This is a genomic window from Providencia sp. PROV255 (assembly GCF_028478065.1).
Taxonomy (GTDB): Bacteria; Pseudomonadota; Gammaproteobacteria; order Enterobacterales; family Enterobacteriaceae; genus Providencia; species Providencia rettgeri.
In genome coordinates this window covers 1-26,953 of the sequence record NZ_JAMPMI010000005.1, presented here as the reverse complement: position 1 = coordinate 26,953, position 26,953 = coordinate 1, and the positions used below count along the sequence as shown (strand labels likewise).

General features: G+C 38.7%; 23 protein-coding genes. 7 read left to right on the top strand and 16 right to left on the bottom strand.

What is annotated here, in order from left to right; translation table 11 throughout:
* Nucleotides 1-2: 2 nt before the first annotated feature.
* Both PR725_RS03885 and purL read right to left on the bottom strand, forming a co-directional pair.
* Entirely contained in the window at nt 3-2,579 is a 2,577-nt protein-coding gene (locus PR725_RS03885) for a calcium-binding protein (protein ID WP_272567660.1), read from the bottom strand.
* Nucleotides 2,580-2,922: 343 nt separating this feature from the next.
* Nucleotides 2,923-6,810 (bottom strand): phosphoribosylformylglycinamidine synthase, encoded by a 3,888-nt coding sequence (gene purL / locus PR725_RS03880; protein ID WP_109911454.1) that lies wholly within the window; start codon nt 6,808-6,810, stop codon nt 2,923-2,925.
* Between the two features lie 270 nt (nt 6,811-7,080).
* Between purL and mltF the strand changes: the two genes are divergently transcribed.
* Nucleotides 7,081-8,745, top strand: coding sequence for a membrane-bound lytic murein transglycosylase MltF (gene mltF, locus PR725_RS03875; RefSeq protein ID WP_109911453.1), 1,665 nt, complete (start codon nt 7,081-7,083; stop codon nt 8,743-8,745).
* 40 nt (nt 8,746-8,785) lie between these two features.
* Here mltF and tadA read toward each other — a convergent pair whose 3' ends face one another.
* Together tadA and leuE are read right to left on the bottom strand one after the other, a co-directional pair.
* Nucleotides 8,786-9,268: a tRNA adenosine(34) deaminase TadA gene (gene tadA, locus PR725_RS03870; RefSeq protein ID WP_109911452.1), complete on the bottom strand. Its 483-nt coding sequence runs from the start codon at nt 9,266-9,268 to the stop codon at nt 8,786-8,788.
* A 96-nt stretch (nt 9,269-9,364) separates the two neighbouring features.
* Nucleotides 9,365-10,012 carry a leucine efflux protein LeuE gene (gene leuE / locus PR725_RS03865; RefSeq protein WP_004912773.1) on the bottom strand — a complete coding sequence of 216 codons (648 nt, stop codon included), beginning with the start codon at nt 10,010-10,012 and terminating at the stop codon, nt 9,365-9,367.
* Between the two features lie 230 nt (nt 10,013-10,242).
* On the opposite strand from leuE, the gene PR725_RS03860 reads away from it, so the two are divergent.
* From PR725_RS03860 to PR725_RS03850, 3 genes are all read left to right on the top strand, one after another.
* The gene (locus PR725_RS03860; protein ID WP_272567654.1) at nt 10,243-10,626 is read left to right on the top strand and encodes an XRE family transcriptional regulator; all 384 of its coding nucleotides are present in this window, start codon (nt 10,243-10,245) and stop codon (nt 10,624-10,626) included.
* Between the two features lie 547 nt (nt 10,627-11,173).
* Complete coding sequence (locus PR725_RS03855; protein ID WP_004912777.1) at nt 11,174-11,434, top strand: YfhL family 4Fe-4S dicluster ferredoxin; 261 nt, start codon at nt 11,174-11,176, stop codon at nt 11,432-11,434.
* A gap of 238 nt (nt 11,435-11,672) precedes the next feature.
* Entirely contained in the window at nt 11,673-12,119 is a 447-nt protein-coding gene (locus tag PR725_RS03850; protein WP_004912779.1) for a hypothetical protein, read from the top strand.
* A 246-nt stretch (nt 12,120-12,365) separates the two neighbouring features.
* Here the strand turns inward: PR725_RS03850 and acpS are convergent, their stop codons facing one another.
* The 11 genes from acpS to rpoE all read right to left on the bottom strand — a co-directional run bounded on the left by acpS (nt 12,366) and on the right by rpoE (nt 22,272).
* Nucleotides 12,366-12,758 (bottom strand): holo-ACP synthase, encoded by a 393-nt coding sequence (gene acpS / locus PR725_RS03845; RefSeq protein WP_004912785.1) that lies wholly within the window; start codon nt 12,756-12,758, stop codon nt 12,366-12,368.
* Nucleotides 12,758-13,489 carry a pyridoxine 5'-phosphate synthase gene (gene pdxJ / locus PR725_RS03840; RefSeq protein ID WP_004912787.1) on the bottom strand — a complete coding sequence of 244 codons (732 nt, stop codon included), beginning with the start codon at nt 13,487-13,489 and terminating at the stop codon, nt 12,758-12,760. Before pdxJ ends, acpS begins: the two co-directional genes overlap by 1 nt.
* A 295-nt stretch (nt 13,490-13,784) precedes the next feature.
* Nucleotides 13,785-14,513 carry a DNA repair protein RecO gene (gene recO, locus PR725_RS03835; protein ID WP_004912788.1) on the bottom strand — a complete coding sequence of 243 codons (729 nt, stop codon included), beginning with the start codon at nt 14,511-14,513 and terminating at the stop codon, nt 13,785-13,787.
* Between the two features lie 11 nt (nt 14,514-14,524).
* Nucleotides 14,525-15,433 carry a GTPase Era gene (era, locus tag PR725_RS03830; protein WP_004912791.1) on the bottom strand — a complete coding sequence of 303 codons (909 nt, stop codon included), beginning with the start codon at nt 15,431-15,433 and terminating at the stop codon, nt 14,525-14,527.
* On the bottom strand, nt 15,430-16,110 hold the full coding sequence (rnc, locus tag PR725_RS03825) for a ribonuclease III (protein WP_004912793.1): 681 nt from the start codon (nt 16,108-16,110) through the stop codon (nt 15,430-15,432). The genes era and rnc overlap by 4 nt, the downstream gene beginning before the upstream one ends.
* Before the next feature lie 303 nt (nt 16,111-16,413).
* Nucleotides 16,414-17,379: a signal peptidase I gene (gene lepB / locus PR725_RS03820; RefSeq protein ID WP_004912796.1), complete on the bottom strand. Its 966-nt coding sequence runs from the start codon at nt 17,377-17,379 to the stop codon at nt 16,414-16,416.
* A 17-nt stretch (nt 17,380-17,396) separates the two neighbouring features.
* The gene (gene lepA, locus PR725_RS03815; protein ID WP_042851876.1) at nt 17,397-19,190 is read right to left on the bottom strand and encodes a translation elongation factor 4; all 1,794 of its coding nucleotides are present in this window, start codon (nt 19,188-19,190) and stop codon (nt 17,397-17,399) included.
* Nucleotides 19,191-19,593: 403 nt separating this feature from the next.
* Nucleotides 19,594-20,058 carry a SoxR-reducing system protein RseC gene (gene rseC, locus PR725_RS03810; protein WP_164528609.1) on the bottom strand — a complete coding sequence of 155 codons (465 nt, stop codon included), beginning with the start codon at nt 20,056-20,058 and terminating at the stop codon, nt 19,594-19,596.
* 3 nt (nt 20,059-20,061) lie between these two features.
* Entirely contained in the window at nt 20,062-21,012 is a 951-nt protein-coding gene (gene rseB / locus PR725_RS03805) for a sigma-E factor regulatory protein RseB (RefSeq protein ID WP_004912804.1), read from the bottom strand.
* The gene (gene rseA / locus PR725_RS03800) at nt 21,012-21,635 is read right to left on the bottom strand and encodes an anti-sigma-E factor RseA (RefSeq protein WP_123382548.1); all 624 of its coding nucleotides are present in this window, start codon (nt 21,633-21,635) and stop codon (nt 21,012-21,014) included. Before rseA ends, rseB begins: the two co-directional genes overlap by 1 nt.
* A gap of 58 nt (nt 21,636-21,693) precedes the next feature.
* Nucleotides 21,694-22,272 carry an RNA polymerase sigma factor RpoE gene (gene rpoE / locus PR725_RS03795; protein WP_004912810.1) on the bottom strand — a complete coding sequence of 193 codons (579 nt, stop codon included), beginning with the start codon at nt 22,270-22,272 and terminating at the stop codon, nt 21,694-21,696.
* A gap of 384 nt (nt 22,273-22,656) precedes the next feature.
* On the opposite strand from rpoE, the gene nadB reads away from it, so the two are divergent.
* Entirely contained in the window at nt 22,657-24,252 is a 1,596-nt protein-coding gene (nadB, locus tag PR725_RS03790; protein ID WP_196718987.1) for an L-aspartate oxidase, read from the top strand.
* 31 nt (nt 24,253-24,283) lie between these two features.
* Here nadB and trmN read toward each other — a convergent pair whose 3' ends face one another.
* Nucleotides 24,284-25,018, bottom strand: coding sequence for a tRNA(1)(Val) (adenine(37)-N(6))-methyltransferase TrmN (trmN, locus tag PR725_RS03785; RefSeq protein ID WP_004912814.1), 735 nt, complete (start codon nt 25,016-25,018; stop codon nt 24,284-24,286).
* 158 nt (nt 25,019-25,176) lie between these two features.
* Here trmN and PR725_RS03780 point away from each other — a divergent pair, with 158 nt between their 5' ends.
* Nucleotides 25,177-25,908, top strand: a complete 732-nt coding sequence (locus tag PR725_RS03780) for an IclR family transcriptional regulator (protein WP_004912819.1) — start codon at nt 25,177-25,179, stop codon at nt 25,906-25,908.
* Between the two features lie 2 nt (nt 25,909-25,910).
* A complete protein-coding gene (gene hutG, locus PR725_RS03775) occupies nt 25,911-26,828 on the top strand; it encodes a formimidoylglutamase (protein ID WP_109911446.1) in 918 nt (305 codons plus the stop codon).
* Nucleotides 26,829-26,953: the final 125 nt, after the last annotated feature.

Genomic DNA, 26,953 nt, shown 5'->3' with positions numbered 1-26,953 from the left:
ACTTACCTTTTTGACAAAAAATTGTTCACAAGCTGAGTAGGTTGCCAATCACTATTTATTCTTTCAAAATCATGAGTCCCAACGCTGTTATATTCATCTTGTAATCGCATTTCAGCTAAAGTATTCACTAAATAATCAAGCTTTTGTGCTGTCGTATATTTTTGGGCACCCGGCAAGGAATTATGATGAATAACGACTGGTGCTTGATTATTTTTGTGCTGGATAAGAGTAACTTTATAACCGGACTCTGAACTGAACACATAGCGAGCCATTTCATTTTGGTTATCAGGTTCTAATATTTCTGGTGTTTTATTAAAGCTAATTAAGTGTATTGTGTCTTTATCACTATAGCGATGGATAACGCTTTCCCCTGTGAATTCCCCATTAACAATAAATGTATTCTCCCCTTTATTGTCACTTAACAATCCATTATGACCATTTGCAATAAGCACATCATTCCCAGCACCACCAAATAAATCAATATTTCCTTCGTCTGCATATAAAACATTATGACCAGCAGCATTGTGTGCCATAGATATACTGCCTATATTCATCTTTGCTTTAAATACTCGTCCATGTTGGCTTTCATCAGCTATTTTATATTGATTTTTTGTTAAATTTATAACTAACTGAGAAGGATTTGAATCCTCCGCAATATTAATTTCAGGTAAAGATAAATCTATTTTTGAGTGCTCTGTATTTTCAAAAAAATCTTTAAAAGCAAGCATCGGCTGCCATGGTAATAATGGATGTTCTCTTTTCCAGTACTGCTTGTGCTCAGCTAGATACCTTACCATATGGCTCATACTTTCTTTAACATCGTTAGGAATATTATCAGGAAGTTTGTCATAATGGTGAATGTGATTTCTATTTATTTCGTTAGACGATATTATCTTTATTTTCACCTCACGTAATGTTGAAATTGACTTAAACACCTGATACTTCATTCCATTTTCTTCTACTTCTTTATATTTTTTATTAAAATACATTAAGTGGATATCATTAATACCATTGGTATCATCAATAATTGTTGTTCCAGTACCTTTGGAACCATCAACAATATAGTGGTCATTACCATGATTGCCATTTAAAATATCATTACCTAAATCAGAAAGTAATAAATCCCCTTGCTTACCGCCATTAACTACATCATTCCCCTGCCCACCATATAAAACATTCATTCCCTTATAGGCTATCAGTTTGTCGTTACCATTACCGCCATTAGCAATCACACCTTTCTCACTATAATTATTAATTTCATCATCCCCACCTAGTGCATCAATAATAGCACCTTGATAGGATTCACCTCTTCTAAGATAGAATATATCCGATTGTTCAGTAAATAAACCGGTTGTCTTTTTAGTTACTATTTCATGCCCTTTGCTATTTAAATTAATCTTAATTAAATTATCATTTGCATCCTTAATATATATATGCTGAAAGTCCTTATTTTCATAACCGACAAATTTGATATCCAGTTTTCTATCATTAAACATATTGGTAAAATATATTGATTGACCGTCTGTATGTAACTGACCTCCATATTCATCAGGTGATTTTATAATAATGCTACTATCACGAGCATCCCTTCCCTCCAAATTACCTAGATTAATAGTCAATTCTGATTGAATAAGATCACTGGGTTTTAATTGATAAATATCATTCCCTTTTGTTGCTGTAATATAACTATTTCTATTAACCATTGTTAAATAATCATTACCGTCACCACCTCTATAAGTTAGGTTTTTAATATTTCCATTAAAATTGAAATAACCCCATGAAGGAGAACAGTACCCATGATTATTAATAATTATACTTTGCTTTTCTTGATTGATTTTGACTTTATCACTTTCATTACTTCTCTTAAGATAATCATTATCTTGAAGATAGGTAATCTCATAAAATTTTTCCGAATTTTTCTTATCACTATTATTATTTAAAATCGGATTTAAACAAAACCCATCATGTGTATAGAGCTGGTAATGATGCTTTAGTTTTTTCCCATTTAAAGTATCTTGATAAGCATTTTTTAATGTAATATTTAGTACTAAAACATCTGAGATTTTATATGGCGATTTTGCCTTTATTGTTAATACTAGATCATTACCTATGCATTTTACGTTAACTATTTCCTTTAAAGTATACCCTAAGTGAACATCACTCTGACCTTTTGTATTCTCAACAATTCTCGCATTTAATTTAGTTATACTTTTATTTTTAACATTCTTCCATTGAAAACGGCGTAAATAATAATTATCATCACCATCCCCACCTCTCGCAACACCCGACCTAAAAATAAGATGATCGTTCCCACCATATCCATTAATAGAAGCTTTCATTACACCCGCATCTAAAATATTATTGTTTTTATTCCCTTTTATAAATAAATTGGATTCTATTTCCCCTGAAAAAAACACATTATTAGTATATTCCAATTTGACTTCATGCCCTTTAGCTTCACCTAAATTAAGATTTCTCTTCATTAAGTTAATATATATTGGTCCTTTATTAAGATAATTAGAATCTACAACTATCTTTTCAAAATCAATAATTTCCTTCAATTTACTTATCGCATCCATATTAACTCCTATCAAAATTCATTTGAATATAAACTGCTGAGCCATTCATTGACTTAGTAGCATTTAACATTTAATAATTTAACATTTAATTTATCTTTTAATTAAGAAGTTAATCTGATATATCAATAAAATTATTCATAAAATAAATTTAAAATTAATTAATATTTAAATAATAAAAACAAACTCGCATTATTCATATCCATTCAAATATAGCTAAAGTAAAAACAAATGATAATTTGTAAAAATAACATAATAAAAAAGCACTCTATCGCTTTAGTTTTATCCCTGACGATAGAGTGCTTGTATTCAAATTAGCCCAGCGACTAATTTATTAAAATACTTATTAGCCTAATTGCTTACGTGCATTACGGAAAATCCGCATCCATGGGCTGTCCTCTCCCCAATTTTCAGGGTGCCATGAGTTGCTTACCGTACGGAAAACACGCTCAGGATGCGGCATCATAATCGTTGCACGGCCGTCTTTCGATGTCACCGAAGTAATTCCATTAACTGACCCGTTCGGGTTAGCTGGATATTGCTCTGTCACTTGGCCATAGTTATTCACGAAACGCATCGCCACCAGCCCGTTATCTTCTAATTGCTGTAAATGTGCCGCTGCACGTGTTTCCACTTGCCCTTCACCATGAGAAACAGCAATAGGCATACGAGAGCCTGCCATATTTTGCAGTAATAACGATGGGCTATTCGCAATTTCTACTAAACTAAAGCGCGCTTCAAAACGTTCTGAACGGTTACGTACAAAGCGAGGCCAGAATTCCGCACCTGGGATCAGCTCATGTAAGTTCGACATCATCTGGCAACCATTACACACCCCAAGAGATAAGGTATCTGGGCGGTTAAAGAACGTAGCAAATTCATCACGAACTTTATTATTGAATAAAATAGATTTTGCCCAACCTTCACCCGCACCTAATACGTCCCCATAAGAGAAACCACCACAAGCCACCAATGTTTGGAATTGTTCCAAAGACAAGTTACCTGCAAGTAAATCACTCATGTGCACATCAACCGCATCAAAACCAGCACGGTCAAAAGCGGCGGCCATTTCCACATGCGAGTTCACGCCTTGTTCGCGTAAAACAGCCACTTTAGGGCGCACGCCTGACAAAATAAACGGCGCTGCGATGTCTTCTTCAATGTCATACGTCAGTTTCACATTCAAACCAGGGTCCTGGTTATCCTGTTTCATCGCATGCTCTTCGTCTGCACACACTTCGTTATCACGTAAGCGTTGCATTTGCCAAGTAGTTTCAGCCCACCATTGACGCAATAAACTACGAGATTCACGATATACAACCGTATCTCGGCTATTAATAATCACGACATCATCATGTATTGCAGAACCTAAATAATGAACGCAACCTGCCAGCCCTGCTTGCTCAAAACATTCCGCTACATACGCTCTATCGGCTTCATTAATTTGAATGACTGCTCCTAGCTCTTCGTTAAATAACGCCGCAAGCGTGTCTTCATCAAAAGAGCTGATATCAACATTAATACCGCAATGACCCGCAAAAGCCATTTCCACTAAAGTGACGAATAAACCACCATCTGAGCGGTCATGGTAGGCTAGAAGTTTTTGCTCTGATAATAACTTCTGAATTGTATTAAAGAAGCCAAGTAAAACTTCAGGACTGCGTACATCAGGGGCTTTATTACCTAACTGACGATATACCTGTGCGAGCGCAGAGCCGCCCAACGCATTATTGCCTTGCCCAAGGTCAATTAATAACAAGGCATTATCATTAGTTACTTTTAATTCAGGTGTCACTGTCAAGCGAACATCTTCAACACGACCAAATGCACTAATCACCAAAGAAAGTGGCGAGGTCATTTCGCGTTCTTCGCCATCTTGCTGCCAACGCGTTTTCATTGACATGGAGTCTTTACCAACTGGGATAGTTAAACCTAATGCAGGGCAAAGTTCTTCTCCTACCGCTTTAACCGCTTCATATAGACCAGCATCTTCACCAGGGTGCCCCGCCGCTGCCATCCAGTTAGCCGACAATTTAACGCGTTTTAAATCTTGCACATAAGAACATGCGATATTAGTTAATGCTTCCCCAACTGCCATTCGTGCTGATGCAGCAAAGTCTACCAATGCTACTGGTGTTCTTTCACCTATTGACATGGATTCCCCATAGTAGCTATCTAAGCTAGCGGTGGTTACCGCGCAGTCAGCAACAGGAATTTGCCATGGGCCAACCATCTGATCACGTGCCACCATACCCGTCACTGTGCGGTCACCAATGGTGATTAAGAATGTTTTTTCAGCTACTGCAGGCAAATGTAGAACACGCTTCACCGCTTCATTTAAATTAATCGCTGTTCTATCTAATGAATCGGGCTCTGCCTTTAATGTTGTTACATCACGCAGCATTTTTGGTGTTTTACCAAGTAAAACATCCAAAGGCATATCTATAGGTTGGTTAGAAAAGTGTTCATCATTCAGTGTTAAATGTCGCTCTTCAGTCGCCTCCCCAATCACGGCAAATGGCGCACGTTCACGTTCACAAATCGCCGTAAAGACAGAAAGCTGCTCAGGTGAAACTGCCATCACATAGCGCTCTTGAGACTCATTACACCAAACTTCTAGCGGGCTCATGCCCGGTTCATCATTAAGAATTTTACGTAACTCAAAACGTCCACCGCGGCCACCATCACTCACCAGCTCAGGCATGGCATTCGATAAACCACCTGCGCCCACATCGTGGATAAATAAGATAGGGTTATCATCACCAAGCTGCCAGCAACGGTCGATAACTTCTTGGCAACGGCGTTCCATTTCGGCGTTATCACGTTGTACCGAAGCAAAATCGAGATCTGCGTCTGATTGGCCTGATGCCATTGATGATGCAGCCCCGCCACCTAACCCAATGTTCATTGAAGGGCCACCGAGTACAATCAGTTTTGCACCAACCGTAATATCGCCTTTTTGTACGTGATCTGCACGGATGTTTCCGATACCACCCGCTAACATAATAGGCTTATGGTAACCACGTAATTCTTCACCATTGTGGCTGTTAACTTTTTCTTCATACGTTCTGAAATAACCTAATAGCGCAGGACGACCAAATTCATTATTGAATGCCGCCCCACCTAATGGCCCTTCCATCATAATATCCAAAGCCGTCACAATGCGCTCTGGTTTACCAAAATCTTCTTCCCAAGGCTGTTCAAAACCGGGAATGCGTAAGTTAGAAACAGAAAAACCGACTAAACCAGCTTTTGGCTTCGCGCCGCGCCCTGTTGCGCCTTCATCACGAATTTCACCGCCAGAGCCTGTTGCTGCTCCCGGCCATGGTGAAATCGCTGTTGGGTGGTTATGAGTTTCCACCTTCATTAAGATATGAGCATCTTCTTGGTGGTAGCGGTATGTACGTCCTTCAGGTTCAGGAAAAAAGCGGCCAACAGACGAACCTTCCATAACGGCGGCATTATCTTTATAAGCAGATAAAACATGGTCAGGTGTTTTTTCAAACGTATTTTTAATCATTTTAAACAGTGATTTAGGCTGTTTTTCACCATCAATTACCCAGTCTGCATTAAAGATTTTATGGCGGCAATGTTCTGAGTTTGCTTGCGCAAACATATAGAGCTCAACATCCGTTGGATTACGTTTTAACCCAGTAAATGCCTCTAACAGGTAATCAATTTCGTCATCGGCTAACGCGAGCCCCATTTCCCTGTTAGCTGTTTCCAATGCAAGGCGGCCACCTGTAATCACATCAATGGATTTCATTGGTGCCGGCTGTTGCTGCACAAACAGTGCGCTCGCTTGTTCAAAAGAAGAAAAAATGCTTTCCATCATGCGATCATGCAAAATAGCGATCACTTCATGCCACTGTTCTTGGGTCAATGCATCACCTTGAACATAATAAGCAATCCCGCGTTCGATACGCTTTACTTGGCGAAGACCACAGTTATGTGCAATATCGGTGGCTTTTGAAGACCACGGAGAGATAGTTCCCGGACGAGGAGTGACTAAAATAAGCTTACCGAATGGCTCGTGCTCAGCCAGAGAAGGACCATACTTTAACAAACTGCTCAGTTTGCCTTGCTCACTATCACTCAACGGCGCTGATAATTCAGCAAAGTGCATATACTCAGCATAGATATCCGTGACAGGAAGCTGTTTTTCTGCAAACAGCGCCAAAAGGCGGGTAATACGAAATGCTGATAGAGCAGGTGAACCACGCAAAATTTCCATCGTCTTAATTTCTCTCTTTTAAACGCCAGCCCTGAACATGAAAGCAGGGAAACCGGAACACATTATAGAGCAATGTTCATCAATACGAAACCGTTTGCGTGATTAAAAATAAAGCGATTAGTTAAATATTATTCTGTGCTAAATACGATAATATAGGTTGCACCGTTCCTAAATGTTGAGCAAAATAGCCGACTACTGGAATTATAACCATTACTTAGCCATACTCTTTTATGGACATACAGCACCAGTCAATGCACGAGAAACTATTATTTGAATAACTTAAAAGTTAACTATTTAATTATCGTGGTCATCGCGCTACTAGCAACTATGGTCATCGGTTTTAACGTCCGCTGGCCCAATACGCAGAATTCACAAATTAATAAAATTATTTCTCAAGGTGAATTACGTATTAGTGCCGTTAGCTCGCCACTTATCTATATTGATGAGCAGAAACAGCTGCGTGGGTTCGACTACGAGCTGGCTCAAGGCTTTGCCTCATACTTAGGCGTTAAACTCAAGATAACCATCCGCCCAACATTCGAGCAAATATTTGATGACCTTGAAAATGGCGATGCCGATATCGCGGTTGCGGGTTTACTGTATAACAAAGACCGTTTAGCCAAAACAAAAACTGGTCCAAGTTATCTTAATGTCACTCAACAACTTGTCTATCGCAAAGGAACAAATCGCCCCAAAAACTTCAATGAAATAACGGGTAAATTATTGGTAACAGCGGGTACGGCGCATGCAAGTACCTTGAAGGAACTCGCCAAGGAATACCCAAACCTAAAGTGGGAAGAAACCTCAAAATACAATACCAATCAAATCCTTGAAATGGTTGCCGATGGTGAGGTTGACTACACATTAGAAGACTCTATTGCCGTTGCACTACAGCAACGTATTCACCCGCAATTAGCGGTTGCTTTTGATTTATTGGATGATCATGCTGTTACTTGGTATATGCGTCGTAGTAAAGAAAACAGTTTAGATGCTGCGTTGCTTGATTTCTTCAACATCAGCCATGAAAGCGAATTACTTGCACGTCTTAATGAAAAATATTTTAGCCATGTAGAGTCTTTCGATTATTTCGACACAATGGCATTTATTAAAGCCATTGATAATAAACTCCCCGAGTATCAACCTCTATTTGAAAAATATGCTCAGGTAATTGACTGGAAATTATTAGCGGCTATTGCATGGCAAGAGTCCCATTGGGATCCTTTAGCGACCTCACCTACGGGGGTACGCGGGCTAATGATGCTAACAAAGCCAACCGCAACAACAATGGGTATTGCAGATAGGTTAGACCCGGAAGAAAGCATAAAGGGCGGCGCCGCTTATATTGCTTATATTATGGAGCGTTTACCTGAAACCATCGAAGAGGATGACCGTATCTGGTTTGCCCTTTCCGCCTATAATATGGGGTATGGGCATATGCAGGATGTCCGTAAATTAACTGAAATGTTAGGCGGAGACCCTAACCGGTGGTTAGATGTAAAAGCCCGTTTACCTTTATTGACGCAGAAAAAATATTACTCACAACTCACTTATGGTTATGCACGTGGCCACGAAGCTTATCGTTACGTTGAGAATATTCGTCGTTATCATCAAAGTTTAGTGGGTTACTTACAAAGCCAAGAAAGAAAACAGCATGCTCTTGATATTGCCCAGAAGTCACTTATTTATTTGATTTCTCCTGAGAACCATAGCACTACTGAATCTCAAGCTATGCAAAATCAGTCCCCTATTTCTGAAAAAGTTAGTATGACGAATTTAGGGAAAATGAGTTCTGCGGCGCGGCCATCTAAAACTCTTGATGAAAAAAGGCTGCCATTAGGAAAATATTTACTTTCATTACACCCATCACAAAATACCGATGAGACCGATAATGAAACACCTATCTCGCCACCAGAAGCACCTGAAAACTCGCTATAAATCATGCTGAAATAAAATAAGTGCGCTAAATTTTACTGTGTTAGCGCTTTTGTTCTTTTTTTTGCGCTCTACGCAATTTAAAAAAAGCACTCAGCATTGAAGAACATTGCTCTTCTAGAACACCACCAGTCACATCCACATAATGGTTTAGCCCGGCTTGCCCCATAATATCTAGGTAGGAACCACAAGCGCCAGTTTTAAAATCCTTAGCACCATAAACGACACGATTAATACGGCTGTGGATCATTGCGCCTGCACACATAATGCAAGGCTCTAACGTTACATATAATGTGGTATCCAATAACCGATAATTTGACAGCACTTGCCCTGCTTGTTGCAGAGCCATAATTTCAGCATGTGCTGTTGGATTATGGTCAATAATCGAACGATTCCAGCCTGAAGCAATTAAACGATTGTCTTTAACTAAGACCGCACCAACAGGAATTTCGCCAAGATCTTGTGCTTTTAGCGCAAGTTCAATAGCTTGTTGCATCCAATACTCATCAATTTCAATTTGCGTCACTCTTACCTCTGGTCAATGCGTTTTACACGCGATTATCCTCAAATGTTAGAATGACCGCAATTAAAATGCTTTTGTCTCTGTAATAGCAACCTAATTTTAATTGCTAAAAATCGCTAATTTAGCTGCAAACCCCATAAAGAAAGCGCCTACCGTACAATTTCCAAGCTTTGCAAGGAGTTGCTTTTCACGCAAAAAACGCGCAATCAAATAGCCACTAAAAATCAATAAGCTCAGGTATAAAAAACTCACTAATTCTAAAATCGTCGCAAGTACAAGGTAAGGTACCCATGCATGTGAGTAATTAAAGTCAACAAATTGTATAAAGAAAGAAATATAAAATAAAATTGCTTTCGGGTTTGTTAAGCTCAGCACTAGAGCGCGAGTAAAGTGTTTTTCTGTTTTAATTGGGATAGCATCAATACCGTTTGGCTGCGATTTTTTATACATAAATGTGCTATATAAAATCTTACCGCCTAAATATAGTAGATAAGCCGCACCTAAATAGCGAACTATCATAAATAATGTCGGGGATGCTTTAATCACTGAAGCGACACCGATAAATGACAGGAAAATTAATATTGCATCTCCAGTAAATACCCCTAGAGCAGCCCGATAACCAAACCGAGTACCACTCGATGTACTTGTTTTTAATACATATAATGAGTTAGGTCCTGGTACAATAATGATTAAAACTAACCCTGCCAAATAAGTCCAGAAGTTAAGAACGCCAAGATTTTCGAACATATTTTTGACCCTTTATCTTTTTTATTATTTTTATCATAACTTTCACTCTTTGTGAATATTTATTCAATTAATTAGATATATGAAATGAACTGATAATAAAGATTATTTTAAATCAAACTTATTTATGATTACTAGGCTTATTCATTATTAACAACGGAAGGAATAAATATATGCTTATTATTAGAACCTTAGTATAAAATGGAGCATTCGAAGATTTCTATCCAACAAAGATGACCTTTAGTGCAGCTAAACGTAATTATTTTTTAGGGCACTCAAAAGATAAAACTTACGTTGTATACTCTATGGCAGATAATGGTAAAGTTGCCCCGAATGCTCCAGTACAAAAAGGAAAACTGAAATCCTACCTTAGTAACATTCAAGCATTCTATAATTCAGTAAAAAATAAACAATATTTATGTGGTTATAATTTAAATGAAAAAATTGTCGAATTGTACCAAATAGATGATAAAGCGGGTATACAGCCGATCAATATTGATAACTTCAACGTTAGAGATACCATTCAATCAGCAACACTTTATATCGCTAATGGTCTTATTCATATATATAGCCAAGCAGAAAAAATAAAAACTAGAAAATCCATAGCTATTCAATAGAGGAATAATAACACCGAATTATACTTCAGTTAAAATTCAAAATACATAAGGGTCAAGTATAAGGCCATTATTGATAATAATTAAACATACTTCCCATAATACCCGAAAAAGAATTTTTTATCATTAATTAATAAAAAATATCTTAATATTAAAACTTTTCAGTTAAAAACAGTTTCCTTTTCAAACTTTTTAAATCATAACTTTCCTATTAAAAATATAATCCAGTTTTAATTAATACTAAACCCATAACCAAACAGCAATAAAAAAATATTAGTAAAACCAAATAACTCACTTACATTCCATTAACCAAACCATTTTGATTTGAATATTCCTATTTTTCAGGGAAAAATAGCCATTCTGCATAACAATGAACTTAAAAAAATTACATTTAAATAATATGAAAAATAAGTATTGTAATTTAGTATTACTTTTTCAAGCTTTTCAATGTAAAATGGTTGCACAAAAACACAAGAATTGAATAGAAGTAACGAATAGGTGCAAGGTATAAGTTACTATTTTTTAACTTAGTCGAGTATAAGTCACTGATATGTCTTTATTAATTACAAAACGCTGTATCAATTGTGATATGTGTGAACCTGAATGCCCAAATGATGCAATTTTTATGGGTGACGAAATTTATGAGATTGACTCAAACCTATGCACTGAATGTGTAGGGCACTACGATAAGCCTACCTGCCAATCAGTATGTCCCATAAACAATACTATCATTATTGATCCCAATCATATCGAAAGCCAAGATCAGCTATGGGATAAATTTGTTATGATCCACCACGCAGACAAAATTTAAACCTCTATGATTACTTTAAGAATTCATCATTATAAAAAAAATAAACATAATAATATTTAGTAGTAGCTTACTTCCTATGATGAATTCTTATCAGTTTAAGCTTATATAAGTTTTCGCTTATACAATTTATTACCAAAGATTAATAAACATTATATTCTGATAATATTTATTACTATTACAATAAATATTTTCTGATACATTAACCCCTCGCATTTACCAATTTTCAAAGAGGGACATTATGACCAAATCAAGTGAAAGCGTTCAAAAAAGTAAATTTAATAATTATTACAGCACAAGTTTAGTTTATACTGTAAAAGACTATAATTACTTTATTGGTATAGCTAAGAACAAGTCTTTTGTTATTTATGAAATAACAAAAGATGGAAAAATAGATCTTAAAAATTTTGTACAAGATGGAGTGTTAGATACTTTCCATGATGACCTCCAAGTTGTTTATGAACCAAATCAAAACAAACAATTCCTTATATGTACAAACACCACTGAGTCTAAATTAGATATATTTACTATTTATGCAAATGGTTCTATAAAACTATTTGACTCTCTTGACTATAAAAGAAACTCTAAACAAGGAACAGCAATTTATGCTGAAAATGGATTTTTCTTCTTTTATGAACAATCTCAGCGAACTTTAGAGTGGGAAATTAGAAAATTTGTAAGAGAATAATATAATTTCACCATGGAAAATAGTTTTTAATTAAACTAATTACAAAGCGATGTATTATTAGCCAGTCAATTCTTTATTAACTGATTGAATGGCCATTTTATTTCATAGCGTTAAGCATAGATATTTAACTTAAAATAAGTATTGTATTCTATTTTCAGATAATATATCTTTTATATTAATAGGTTATTTATTGGCTAATCAAACAAGCAATAAATAACCTATATTTTTCTACTACTTAGAAAGACTTTAATTCTTCATAGTACTTTCAATTATCACAGTAGCTACCGCATAATGCCGCTCATCGGTAATCGAAACATGAAAGTGTGTTGCATGTATACAGTTAGCCAACGTTAATGCCTCATCACTTAAGCTCAATAAGGGTTTCCCAAGCTTGTCATTAGTGACTTCAAATTGATTAAACGCTAGACCATTGCGAATTCCCGTACCTAGTGCTTTTGCTGCAGCTTCTTTAACTGCAAAGCGTTTTGCTAAAAAGCGAGCTGGCTTTGATTGTTGTTGGTACTGGACTAACTCAGCCTCCGTTAAAATGCGTTTAGCAAGGCTGTCACCTGTACGTTCAATCATAGACTCAATACGAGCAATTTCCACAATATCTGTACCTAACCCTACAATTGCCATTATTTACGCGCTTCCAACAGAATTTTTTTCATATCAGCAACGGCTTGAGCTAACCCACTGAACAATGCTCGGCCAATAATTGCATGACCAATATTAAGCTCATAAATTTCAGGTAACTGAGCAATACGTTGAACGTTATGATAGGTTAAGCCATGACCTGCATTGACTTTAATTCCTTTACTCGCCGCATATATAACGCCATCATGAATACGGCGAAACTCAAGTTCTTGCTCCTGTTCTGTTTTAGCATCTGCATAGGCTCCTGTATGGATTTCAATAAACGGAGCACCACACTCTTGCGCAGCATCAATTTGTGCGTGGTCTGCATCAATAAACAATGAAACTAAAATACCCGCTTCTGTGAGGCGTTTAACAGCATCTGCAACTTTCTGTTTTTGCCCTGCGACATCTAAACCGCCTTCCGTGGTCACTTCCTCCCGTTTTTCAGGTACTAAACAGCAGAATGCAGGCTTAATACGACAAGCAATCTCTACCATTTCGTCCGTTACCGCCATTTCAAGATTCATTCGAGTTTGAATGGTTTCATTTAGCAATGTGACATCTCTATCTGTAATATGACGGCGGTCTTCACGTAAATGAATGGTGATACCATCAGCTCCCGCTTGTTCAGCAACGAACGCAGCTTGTACAGGATCTGGATATTGAGTTCCTCTTGCATTTCTAACCGTTGCAATATGGTCGATATTTACGCCTAACAAAAGCTCTGCCATTTTTTATTCCTCATTAGTAAACGCTAATAAACTTATCTGCCTACTATCCTACTGTAATTTCCTGTGCTGAGGGAATAAATCTCTCATCATTCGAAGTAAATTCCAATATACATACCCTATTTCAGTCGTTGTATTTAATTTTTGCGAAGCGCTTCGTAAGATTTTATATCGACAAAAAAATATATTGTTTGATAAAGCCAGTTCAGCTAAAAAGATACATGAGAAAGGGATATATAGAGGTATTAGGGGTATTAGCGGTATAACAAACTAGGTAAAAATAAAATTAAAAACAATTTCAACTCTGTTTGTTCTGCACAACTGGCGAATAAGTAAACTGGCGAAATAACTCTCGGCTTTTTAAAGGTTTTCCACCTAAATAAGGCTTTAAAGCAAGTCGAGTAAAACGTTTTGCTGCTTTAAGCGTATCTGCATCAGGAAATTCGCGACTTGCCAGTGCTTTAAGTTGTTTACCCGTAAAACTAAGCTGGTCAACAACCAAACTACCAATAAATCCTTTTTCTTCTCTATACCGGTAAGTCATTGTGTCAGAAACGGGCTCCCCGCTACCAGCACAATGTAAAAAATCAACACCATAACCAAGGTAAGAAAGCAAGGCTAGCTCAAAGCGACGCAAGGCAAATTCAGGAGTGTGCTCACTCGCAGCAAGAATTTGTAAACAGGAGAGATAATCAAAAAATAGTGCAGAATATGGTGTACCAAATTCTAATACACGCGCGGTTAATTCATTAAGATATAAACCGCTATATAGAACGGTTCCTGTTAAAGGGAGGGCTAAAGAAACCGGGTCTGCACTAATTAAGGTTTTGATTTCACCTTTGCCTCCCCAGCGGATTAGCAAAGGTGTGAAGGGCTGTAAGCAGCCCCTTAATGGTGAGCGATTACGGCGAGCGCCTTTTGCAAGTAAACGTATTTTTCCTTCGCCTTCAGTAAAAAAATCGAGTAATAAACTCGTCTCACTGTAAGGCCTTGAATGGAGTACAAACGCACGCTGCCAACCACTCACTTTGCCACCTACTATTTTAGGTCGTCAACATAACCCAGGCTACGTAATGCTCTTTCGTCATCAGCCCAGCCTGATTTAACTTTAACCCAAAGCTCAAGGTGCACCTTGTTATCAAACATTCTTTCCATATCGATACGCGCTTCGGTACCGATGGTTTTCAGTTTGCTACCTTTGTTACCAATAACCATTTTCTTTTGGCCTTCACGCTCAACAAGAATCAAGCCATTGATATGGTAAATACCCGCTTCTGTTACCTTAAATTGTTCAATTTCAACCGTCACCGAATATGGTAGTTCATCACCTAAGAAACGCATGAGCTTTTCACGGATAATCTCAGATGCCATAAAACGCTGAGAACGGTCAGTAATGTAATCTTCCGGAAAATGGTGTACTGCTTCAGGGATATGCTGTTTAACAATTTTAGCAATTGTATCCACACCAGTACCTTTTTCAGCACTAATCGGAACAACATCTAAAAAATTCATTTTCTGACTGATCATACTAATATGAGGCAATAGTATCGTTTTATCAGTCACATTATCAATTTTGTTAATTGCTAATATAACAGGGCAACGTAAGCTAGATAATTTAGTCAATACCATTTCATCATCAGCGGTCCAATTAGTCCCTTCAACGACAAAAATAACTAACTCAACATCACCAATTGAACTGGATGCAGCCCGGTTCATTAAACGGTTAATTGCACGTTTTTCTTCAATATGAAGTCCTGGGGTATCAACATAAATAATTTGGTAATTATCTTCTGTATGGATCCCCATAATACGATGGCGAGTCGTCTGTGGCTTTCTCGAAGTAATCGAAACTTTTTGCCCCAGTAATTGATTCAATAATGTCGATTTACCGACATTTGGCCGTCCAACTATGGCAACAAAACCACAGTGGGATTGTAATTCACTCATTCAAGCTCCAAAATTTTCAATGCTTGCTCTGCTGCTGCTTGCTCTGCTTTACGACGGCTTGAGCCAACACCATTAATCGGTTGGTCAATACCACTAACTTGGCAGTGGATCGTAAATTCTTGATCGTGAGCTTCACCTTTAACCTGAACAACCAAATAATTAGGTAGTGGCAAATGGCGCCCTTGCAGATATTCTTGTAACCTTGTTTTCGGGTCTTTTTGCTTATCACCCGGACTGATCTCAACCAGTCTACTTTGATACCAATCTAAAATAATTCTTTCGATCGTTTGGATATCACTATCTAAAAAAATACCACCGATCAGTGCTTCAACAGTATCAGCAAGGATAGATTCGCGACGAAAACCACCGCTTTTTAATTCCCCCGGCCCTAAACGTAAACACTCACCGAGTTCAAATTCACGTGCGATTTCTGCTAATGTATTTCCGCGTACAAGCGTTGCTCGCATACGACTCATATCACCCTCGTCCACTTTTGGAAAACGGTGGTATAAGTCATTTGCAATCACAAAACTCAAAATTGAGTCACCTAAAAACTCTAGACGCTCATTATGTTTGCTACTTGCACTTCTATGTGTCAATGCTTGGATTAATAACTCGTTCTGTTTGAATTGATAACCAAGCTTACGCTGTAATTTTTCTAATAAAGAGGGGTTCATGTGCGCCCAACCATTTTTTATTTGATAAAAAAGCACACGCAACAGACCTGTAAAATTCACCATTTTACAAAACTGTTGCGTTTGCACTGACTCCTTATGCTTCCATATATTTTACAGCTCAGTGGAACTAATTATAAAAATTCATTAGTTACAATAAGTTAAAATAGGAGAGTTAATAATTGGGGAGCCAATAATATTAATTAATCTATATTGTACACTGGGTAAAACAATAATGCTTCGGTTAATGCGGATTTTCAAATGAAAACCCGCATTTCCAACATTTGGCTAGACCCACTATTCAAATTATAGTGGACCAATTCGGCTAAAGCGAATACCTGTCGGCCATTCATTTTCTTGTTTATCAAGACTTAACCAAATAAATACTGCACGACCGACTAAATTTTCTTCTGGTACAAAGCCCCACATACGACTGTCAGAGCTATTATCTCTGTTGTCACCCATCATAAAGTAGTGCTTTTCAGGAACAATCCATTCGTTCTTCGGCATACCTGGTTGCAGATATTTAGCTTCAGTAATTGCTTGACGAATAATTAAAATTTGATGCTCAACCGTATCCAATTTTTCACTACGCTCATACTGGCGTAACGCATTCCTTGGTAGAGGTTGGTCTAATGGAATTTCATAATTCCCCTTTTGGTTATCAACAACAGAACCGATATCAAGGAACATGGTCCATTCACTCGGCGCCAGAGGACCATAAACAATAGGTAAGGTCTCTGTACATTTGTTATCTGCACAATTCGGGTAAATTGTTAATTCCTTTGCATCTGGGTTATAAATAATTTTATCACCCGGCATTCCAATAACTCGTTTTACAAAATCAACATTAGGATCTCTTGGGTATTTAAAAACTGCGATATCGCCACGTTTCGGTTTACCCGTTTCGATTAACGTCGTTTGTGTAATTGGGTCTTTTAAACCATAAGCAAATTTCTCAACCAACATAAAATCACCAACTAACAACGTTGGCATCATTGACCCTGAAGGTATTTGAAATGGCTCATAAATAAATGAACGCACAATCAGTACAATCGCCAACACAGGGAAAATAGACGACCCTGTTTCAAGCCACGATGGGCGGCGGACAGCATTTGCCACATCCGCTTCACTCACGGCGCCATTCGTTGCATCCTGTAACTGCTTGAGTTTTGCTTTACGCGCAGGTGCAAATTTAAACTTGTCTAAACACCATATAATCCCTGTGATTAATGTTGCCAGTGTTAGGATCAAGGCAAAGGTGTTAGCCATTGAGGCTCCTTGTAAACTTAGTCTTTACCAACATGCAATATAGCAAGGAACGCTTCTTGTGGTAGCTCAACGTTACCAACTTGCTTCATACGTTTCTTACCATCCTTTTGCTTCTGCAACAGTTTTTTCTTACGGCTAACGTCACCACCATAACACTTGGCAAGTACGTTTTTACGCAATTGTTTAACTGTAGAACGAGCAATAATATGGTTACCAATCGCTGCTTGAATCGCAATATCGAACTGCTGACGCGGGATTAGCTCTTTCATTTTTTCGACCAGTTCACGACCGCGATATTGAGAATTCGCACGGTGTGTGATCAAGGCCAAAGCATCAACACGTTCATTATTAATAAGAACATCGACACGCACCATATCTGATGCTTGGAAGCGTTTAAATGCATAATCTAAAGATGCATAGCCGCGAGACGTTGATTTTAAGCGATCGAAGAAATCCAATACTACTTCTGCCATTGGGATTTCATAAGTCAGCGATACTTGATTACCATGATAGACCATATTGGTCTGAACGCCACGTTTCTCAATACAAAGTGTAATAACGTTACCCAAATATTCTTTAGGCATCAGCATGTGACACTCTGCGATTGGTTCACGTAATTCTTCAATATTGTTCAATGCCGGTAGCTTAGATGGGCTATCGACATACACGATATCACCGTTAGTTTGCTGCACTTCATACACGACAGTCGGTGCAGTGGTAATCAAATCAAGATCATATTCACGTTCTAAACGTTCTTGAATGATTTCCATATGCAATAAACCAAGGAAACCACAACGGAAGCCGAAGCCTAACGCAGTCGAAGTTTCTGGTTCATAAAATAAAGATGCGTCATTTAGACTTAATTTACCTAATGCATCACGGAATGATTCATAGTCATCAGAACTGACGGGGAATAAGCCTGCATATACCTGTGGTTTAACTTTTTTAAACCCTGGTAACGCTTTATCTGCCGGGTTGCGAGCCCCAGTTAATGTATCCCCAACTGGGGCGCCAGTGATATCTTTAATCGCACAAACTAACCAGCCCACTTCACCGCAACTTAATACATCGCGGTCGATTTGCTTCGGTGTGAAAATCCCAAGGCGGTCTGCGTTATACACTTGCCCTGTGCTCATAACTTTAATTTTATCGCCTTTTCTCAATGTTCCGCTCTTAATACGGATCAAAGAAACCACGCCTAAATAGTTATCAAACCAAGAGTCAATAATCAGTGCTTGTAACGGAGCATCTGCATCACCAACAGGTGGTGGAATCTCTTTAACAAGACGTTCAATCACATCTTGAACACCAATACCGGTTTTTGCAGAGCAGCGAACTGCATCATGTGCGTCAAGGCCGACAATATCTTCGATTTCATCGGCAACACGTTCAGGATCAGCAGCTGGTAAATCAATTTTATTTAAGACCGGAACAACTTCTAAGTCCATCTCGATAGCGGTATAGCAATTTGCCAAAGTTTGAGCTTCAACACCTTGCCCTGCATCAACCACCAGCAAAGCCCCCTCACAGGCAGCTAATGAACGAGACACTTCATAAGAGAAGTCAACATGACCCGGTGTGTCAATGAAGTTTAATTGGTAAGTTTCACCATCTGAAGCTTTGTAATCAAGCGTTACGCTCTGTGCTTTAATAGTGATCCCACGCTCACGCTCTAAGTCCATCGAGTCTAAAACTTGTGCCGCCATTTCGCGGTCGGTTAAGCCACCACAAATTTGAATGATGCGATCTGACAAGGTCGACTTGCCATGGTCGATATGTGCAATGATGGAAAAGTTTCTTATATTATTGATTTTCAAGGTAATATCTTCTTTTAAATTGCCTTACAAAATCAGCTTTGTGCAAATATTGCAACAAAACTAAAATGCTATGATTATCACAAGATTGTTAATTAGCTGCATTTTACATATAAGAACCCGCTAACACAAAGATTCAATGTAAAACAACTGTAAACCTGCATCAGGTTATAGATTAGTTGCCGTAATTCATCATTAATACAACTCACGCCTACCACTTCTATAGCCATAGTCAATCTATTGTAATTTCTAACTCAAAACAGACAAAATAGGTTAATAACTTTGTTCGCCATAATACTATTTGTTTGTTAATTAACTCTAATCCACAAAAAGGGGAAACTTAAGTTTCCCCTTTCTATTGATAATATCAAATTAACCTTCTAACTCAATATATTGAAATTTAGCAATTAACTTGTACTGAAAGCTCACTTGGAGGTAGCCCTATCTGTAAAATAACAGGTTGAAAAGCTTCATCATCACGCCAATTTGAGGCTAGTCTACGCGCAATATAAAAGCCAATAATACCACCAATTACACCTGAAATCGCTATCCAGAACTGCTCAAAATCAAACGCCTGTGCTAAGCCTGCAAAAATAAATAACCCCAAAATAGGCGTTAAGTAAACTAATAGCGCTGAACGGATCAAACTTCCCTCCGGGATGCCCACTTCAATTTTTTGCCCTTCAACTAGCGGTTGTTCAATCGCAATTTCTAATTCATGTTCCGTATTTGGCCCTATTTTGCTTAAAGCATAAGAACCACAGGTTTTACGAGCACCACAACTACCACAGCCGGACGAAGAACCATAGCGCAATAAAGCTCTACCGTTTTGCCAACGGACTACTGTTGCCCACTCTTTTACCATAATTTACTCCCGAAACTGAATACTACCTGCTACCACTTGCGCTGTTGCTAACGGTAATTCACCAATGATAGTGATAACATTTTGCTTTTGCGTCATTGTGTAAATAGTACGACGCCCATTTTGAAGCGGTTGATCAAGTAACGGGCCTTTAGTCGATTTTGTCACGTTTACAGAAAAGGTAAATAAACCATCACTAAACATTGCGGTTTCTACTACGTCGTCTTCAGCTAATTTTCGCGAAGAACGAGATATTTCTTCAAAACCAGGAGGTAACATGCCAACTTGCCATTTAAAAGAAGGATTTCCATTTTTAGGGGAAATCAATAATGGTGGCATATTTACCTTACTTAATGCGAGTAATGAGTCTTTCACTGTTTGGCTATCTAGCACCGTCGAGATCACACGAAATTGTTCTAATGTTTGGCTATTATTATCAAGAAGGTCGATACGTAATGGCAATTTCGTTTCTTCATCGATTAATACTACATAGTTAAACCGAGAGTTGTCTTTCGATATTATGCGAATCACTAACGCAGGCCTATCACCAATATGGGTACGTCCCGCATCAATAAAATTATAATAAGGTTTAATTTGCTGATAATTGGCAAAAACTACTGATGGCAAATTATCAACTATATATTTGCCATTTAAGCTAAATGCATCAAAACCTGGTTCAAAATAACTAATACTATTACCTTTTTGAACAATTTCACGACGCGATGAGTCCATTTGGATCATTTGTGAAACAGGTTCACCATTAATGATTGCATGGCGATAACGTACAGGCGTTATTGATTGCGGGCTAAATGTCATATAAGACATTTCGTAAGAAAGGTTCTGGGCAGCATTCCCCATTTCTTTAAAAAGAACATCGGCATCTATTTCAGATGCCGAAGCTTGATTAGAAATAATCAGGCTGCCCGTCAGGCAGATGACGGATAACCATTTATTCATTATTGCAATTTAACTCCTGCTGAAGACGCAGGTTGTGCAGACTCTTGATATTGCTGGTTGAGCATCGAGCGTCTTTCAATTTCATACTGTTGTAGCATCGCATTAATGCGTTGATTTTGTTGTTCAACTTGTTGAAGTTGCTGCTCATTACCAAATAATTGGTTATCTGAGATATTCAAGCTAACTGGTGCCCCGCTGCCGACAGGAATGGTATTGAACATTGGCTCATCAACCGGTGAGTCAACCGCATTACTTTGGTTGTATTGTTGAACGCCAACAATTACAGCCAAAGACACACAGGCTGCAACACCAATTTGAGTTAACTGGCTCACCCAAGGACGAATTTTGCCCCAGAATGGGAAAGCCCCCCAAGTCGCAGGCTCTGGCTGCGATTCGACAACTACCTGAGGATTAATACGCACAGCTTCATTCTCTAATGCTGCCGCAACTTTACTTGCAATATCAAAATGCATGACTTCACTAGTATCGTTACGTAGAGTATCACGAATAAGATGATAGCTCTCCCAACGTTGTTTTAACGTTGAATCACGTGAAATAGCGCTGACCAGTTCTAAGTCTAGTACTTCGCCATCCATCATTGCGGAAAGTTTCTCTCTTTGCATGCCCAATTACCTTCAGTTAATTGCATCACAATTATGTTTAATTGACTGATTTAACATACTAATACTGTTGAATCAGTGGCTGAACTTTATTATCAATCGCTTCCCTTGCCCTAAAAATACGAGAACGTACGGTGCCGACTGGGCAATCCATTATTTCTGCGATTTCTTCATAGCTCAAACCATCTAACTCGCGGAGCGTAATTGCCATTCTAAGATCTTCAGGCAGCGATTCGATGGTCCGGAAAACAACTTTCTTTAATTCATCAGACAACATTAAGTTCTCTGGGTTCGAAATTTCTTTTAAGGCACTCGCGGTTTCAAAGTTTTCTGCATCACTCGCTTCCAAGTCCGACGCAGGTGGGCGCCTATCTTGGGCAACTAAATAATTTTTAGCTGTATTTACCGCAATCCGATAAAGCCAAGTATAAAATGCGCTGTCACCACGAAACGAACCAATGGCGCGATAAGCTTTTATAAATGACTCCTGCGCAACGTCAGGCACATCTGCTTGCGGTACATAGCGAGATACTAAGCTCGCGACTTTATGCTGATATTTTATCACCAATAAGTTGAAAGCTTGTTGATCGCCTTTTTGTACCTTTTCAACCAAAATCTGGTCGGTCAATTGCTCGCTCATTCCAGGAAGTATCTCCCGAATTCAGGCCGATAATATGTTAACTTGATCATGTTCTCCCTTCCTAAAGCAAGCACTACTTTGAGTAGTAGAACTCGTTGAAGTTCAATTTAATCTAAAAAAATAGTCAAAAATTTACAAAACTGATGAAAAAATTACTTGGTTGATCTTAAAGATCCTTATTAAAACAACTAACTACAAGATCCAGAAGACAGCATACAGATTTTAGGCACGAATGCGATAGCTATCACACTAAAACCATTTGAATACGTAAATAGCGCTAGGTCAATATACTGTACCTTAACAGCCATCCACTCATAGCAATAGGACACTCGATAGGCTAACATAAAAAACTCAATACATACTATTATATACATGCAAACACTTATGAACGAATCCACACAGCATTACACTGATATTTTAATCATTGGGAGTGGTGTCGCAGGACTTTCAGCTGCCTTGCGGCTCGCCCCCTTTCATCAAGTGACCATTCTTAGTAAAAGCAGCCTTAGCGAAGGAGCATCTTACTACGCACAAGGCGGTATTGCTGCAGTTTTTGATGACACTGACAGCATCGAATCTCATGTAGAAGATACACTAATTGCTGGTGCAGGTATCTGCCAGAAAGAAGCTGTTGAGTTTATTGCCTCCAATGCAAAACACTGCGTTCAATGGCTTATCGACCAAGGTGTTTTATTCGATACAGAGATTACCGAGAACGGCGAAACACAGTATCATTTGACCCGTGAAGGCGGCCATAGCCATCGACGAATTCTCCATCATGCTGATGCGACAGGAAAAGAAGTTGAAACCACGTTAGTCGACCTCGCTTTTGCTCACCCAAACATTCATATTAAAGAACGCTATAATGCCGTCGACCTAATCCTTTCTAGCACAGCTGAATCACCGCGAATTTTAGGTGCTTACGTTTGGAACCGCCAAAAAGAACAAGTTGAAACTATTCGAGCGAAAACGATTGTTCTGGCTACGGGCGGCGCGGCCAAAGTTTATCAATATACCACGAATCCAGATATTTCTTCTGGTGATGGGATTGCAATGGCATGGCGAGCTGGCTGTCGTGTTGCTAACCTTGAGTTTAATCAATTTCACCCAACTTGTTTATTTCATCCACAAGCACGTAATTTTTTATTAACTGAGGCATTACGTGGTGAGGGAGCTTACCTCAAGCGCCCTGATGGTAGCCGGTTTATGCCAGATCACGACGATCGTGGTGAACTTGCCCCTCGCGATGTTGTTGCACGTGCTATTGACCATGAAATGAAACGCCTTGGTGCTGATTGCATGTATTTGGATATTAGCCATAAGCCTAGCGATTTCGTTAAAAACCATTTCCCGACTATTTATGCGAAATTGATGACTTTAGGGTTAGACCTCACTCAAGAGCCCATCCCTATCGTACCAGCGGCCCATTACACATGCGGTGGTGTAATTGTCGATGAAACGGGTATGACTGATATCACGAATCTCTATGCAATTGGCGAAGTGAGCTACACCGGCTTACATGGTGCAAACCGTATGGCATCCAATTCGCTATTAGAATGCTTGGTATACGGCTGGGCGGCGGCTGAAAACATTAATAAAACGATCAAACAGATCGATGATATTCCCTATTTATCTGAATGGGATGAAAGCCGAGTACATAACTCAGATGAACAGGTGGTTATTCAACATAATTGGCATGAATTACGTCTATTTATGTGGGACTACATGGGGATCGTCAGAACGACTAAACGCCTTGAACGTGCATTACGCCGCATCCATTTACTTCAACAAGAGATTCACGATTATTACGCCAACTTTCGTATCTCAAATAATTTATTGGAACTACGAAACCTAGTTCAAGTTGCTGAATTAATGGTTCGTTGTGCATTAGAACGCAAAGAAAGCCGGGGATTACATTACACCTTAGATTACCCAGAACCACTTCCTAATTCAGGCCCCACTATTTTACAACCTGAATAACGTGAGCTAGGGCCGGCCTTAAGTGCCGGCTTTAGTATTTCACATAAAATGGCTGAATTAGTTTACGAAATTCATCAGTATACTCACCCTTTTCATCTTTGAGTGCCAGCGATGTCACTTGTGTTTGTGTCTCTTGCAGTTGAATGCCCAATAGCATGCGATGGTAGGCTGTTGTAGGTTTATCACTAACATTAACGCGAAAAGCAGTAAACCAGCCTGAATTCTCAGCCATCTTCTGCATTTTTTCACCGACCTCATAGGGCAGCACTAAACAAAATAGTCCATGAGATAGAAGACAGGATTTTGCACTTTCTAGTAATACATCATGAGTTAATGTCGCGGTATATCGCGCTTGGTCTCGTTTTTCATCCCGACACGCAACCGCAGGTTCGAAATACGGTGGGTTGCTCACAATCAAATCATACTGAACTGAATGCAACTGGCTGTAGCTGACAATATCTTGGTTGATAACATGCAAACGCTCAGCCCATGGCGATTCAGTAAAGTTTCCCTGCGCTTGCACTGCGGCATCACTATCTAATTCGACCGCATCAACACGTAACTTTGTATTTCTTTGCGCTAACATCAAGGCTATTAACCCACTACCACTTCCAATGTCTAATACAGATTGAACACCGTCCACTGGAGCCCAAGCCCCCAATAGCACGCCATCCGTCCCCACTTTCATCGCACATCGGTCATGAGCCACAAAAAACTGTTTAAATGTAAAACCGCCTTTACGGTAATTCTTTTTTTGCTCACACATGCAAACACTCTAATTGGCTAATACTTGTTCGAATATTCTCATTCTAAGCAAATAAAAGTCATAAATTAACCTATTTGCTACAATATAATTCTCATATTATGGGAATTATATTTGAGACGAAAAAAATTTACTGATAAGTTCGAAAAAAAGGAGATGCTATGAACAGTATAAATAGAACCTTAGACATCTTGTCTTACATCACAACTTGCGCATCTCCAGTGACGCCACAGTCTATCTCATCAGCGTTAGAGATCCCATTATCAACAGTCTATCGTTTACTAACAATTCTCATAGATTGGGAATTTGTATCTCACGCAAAACAATATGGCACATATTGTGTCGGCTCGCAGAGTATCAAAAATCAAGAAAAATACTATCACCACAGTTTATTGATGAGCGCATCTAAACAAGAACTGCAAACTTTAGCGAAAAAAACCCAAGAAACGGTGGCAATTATTACCTCAAATTTACGAGAGACCATTTGTGTCGACATGATTGAGAGTGAACAAGCGCTACGCTGTTCTTTTATTATTGGGCGAGGCAATACTTTAGTTAAGGGAGCAAGTGCGAAAACCTTGTTAGCTTTTCGTCATGAACTCTATCAAAACCAAGTACTTGAAGCTCATACAAAGCAGTTAACCACTGAACAACAAAAAATAAAGCTACAACAAGATTTACAACAGATACGCAAGCAAGGTTACGGCATGTCTGTGAGTGAAATCGATGAAGGCGTACTGGGGGTATCTGCACCGATTTTCAAAGGAAATGATGTGTTAGCTGTCGTTTCAGTTATGGCACCTGAATTCCGCTCTACACATCGCGTGGATGAATTTATCACGCACACCTGCCAAACAGCGCATAACATCACTAAATTAATTAACTTGGAGTAACTATGACACAACCTTTCCAATGGCAAGGGCGCACAGATGGTGAAACACAAGAGCATTTGCGCATCCATCAAGTCATTAATAAACACACACCTGCTGAATTTGCATTAATTGGTTTTGCTTCTGATGAGGGCGTTAGGCGCAATAAAGGCCGCCAAGGCGCTAAAGCAGGCCCAGATGCAATTCGCTATCAACTGGCTGGGTTACCTATTCATCAACCGCTTGCAATTAAAGATGTCGGTACAATTAGCTGTGATGATGGCAATCTGGAAGCCGCACAACGTCGTTTATCCGACCAGCTTATCGCACTGCTCGCTAAAAACCAAAAGCCGATTGTACTTGGCGGTGGCCATGAAGTCGCATTTGCAAGCTTCCAAGGCCTGTTTGACTATGTTGAACATTATCAAGCAGGTAAAACGATCGGTATTATTAACTTTGATGCGCATTTTGACTTACGCGAAGCCCCTATCGCGACTTCTGGTACCCCATTTTTACAATCTGCCATGTTGTGTCAGCAGCACCAACGCCCTTTTCAATATTTATGTTTAGGCATCGCAGACCATGGCAATACTAAAGTATTGTTCGATACCGCTGATTCATTAGGTTGCCAATATATCCGCGATAAAGAACTTGCTTATTCTAAGCTTCCTCAAGCAATTGAAAGAATTAAAAAATTTATTGACGGCGTAGACTATTTATATGTCACCGTTGATTTAGATGTGTTTTCTGCTGCCATTGCGCCGGGCGTTAGCGCACCAGCACCGAAAGGTATTTCCACTGAAGTTTTTGATGAACTGTTTGCCATTATCAAAAGTAGCCAAAAAATGGCTGTTTTTGATATCGCAGAATGCAACCCTGAATTTGATATTGACAACCATACCGCCAAACTCGCGGCTTATTTGATTTACCAATATTTATTCTAATAAAACAACACAACAATTCGACTGATAAATACACTGTTTCTCACGCTGTTAAGATAATTAATTTTCAAACACCACAATAAAAATAGCTTTGAAGTTGATTATCAAACTAGCCGTAGCACGATAAC

Coding starts and splice junctions, on each gene's coding strand:
- PR725_RS03885 (WP_272567660.1), bottom strand. CDS start 2,579: ATGGATGCGATAAGTAAATTGAAGGAAATTATTGATTTTGAAAAGATA.
- purL (WP_109911454.1), bottom strand. CDS start 6,810: ATGGAAATTTTGCGTGGTTCACCTGCTCTATCAGCATTTCGTATTACC.
- leuE (WP_004912773.1), bottom strand. CDS start 10,012: ATGTTCGAAAATCTTGGCGTTCTTAACTTCTGGACTTATTTGGCAGGG.
- PR725_RS03860 (WP_272567654.1), top strand. CDS start 10,243: ATGACCTTTAGTGCAGCTAAACGTAATTATTTTTTAGGGCACTCAAAA.
- PR725_RS03855 (WP_004912777.1), top strand. CDS start 11,174: ATGTCTTTATTAATTACAAAACGCTGTATCAATTGTGATATGTGTGAA.
- PR725_RS03850 (WP_004912779.1), top strand. CDS start 11,673: ATGACCAAATCAAGTGAAAGCGTTCAAAAAAGTAAATTTAATAATTAT.
- acpS (WP_004912785.1), bottom strand. CDS start 12,758: ATGGCAATTGTAGGGTTAGGTACAGATATTGTGGAAATTGCTCGTATT.
- pdxJ (WP_004912787.1), bottom strand. CDS start 13,489: ATGGCAGAGCTTTTGTTAGGCGTAAATATCGACCATATTGCAACGGTT.
- era (WP_004912791.1), bottom strand. CDS start 15,433: ATGAGTGAATTACAATCCCACTGTGGTTTTGTTGCCATAGTTGGACGG.
- rnc (WP_004912793.1), bottom strand. CDS start 16,110: ATGAACCCCTCTTTATTAGAAAAATTACAGCGTAAGCTTGGTTATCAA.
- lepB (WP_004912796.1), bottom strand. CDS start 17,379: ATGGCTAACACCTTTGCCTTGATCCTAACACTGGCAACATTAATCACA.
- rseC (WP_164528609.1), bottom strand. CDS start 20,058: ATGGTAAAAGAGTGGGCAACAGTAGTCCGTTGGCAAAACGGTAGAGCT.
- rseB (WP_004912804.1), bottom strand. CDS start 21,012: ATGAATAAATGGTTATCCGTCATCTGCCTGACGGGCAGCCTGATTATT.
- rseA (WP_123382548.1), bottom strand. CDS start 21,635: ATGCAAAGAGAGAAACTTTCCGCAATGATGGATGGCGAAGTACTAGAC.
- rpoE (WP_004912810.1), bottom strand. CDS start 22,272: ATGAGCGAGCAATTGACCGACCAGATTTTGGTTGAAAAGGTACAAAAA.
- nadB (WP_196718987.1), top strand. CDS start 22,657: ATGAACGAATCCACACAGCATTACACTGATATTTTAATCATTGGGAGT.
- trmN (WP_004912814.1), bottom strand. CDS start 25,018: ATGTGTGAGCAAAAAAAGAATTACCGTAAAGGCGGTTTTACATTTAAA.
- PR725_RS03780 (WP_004912819.1), top strand. CDS start 25,177: ATGAACAGTATAAATAGAACCTTAGACATCTTGTCTTACATCACAACT.
- hutG (WP_109911446.1), top strand. CDS start 25,911: ATGACACAACCTTTCCAATGGCAAGGGCGCACAGATGGTGAAACACAA.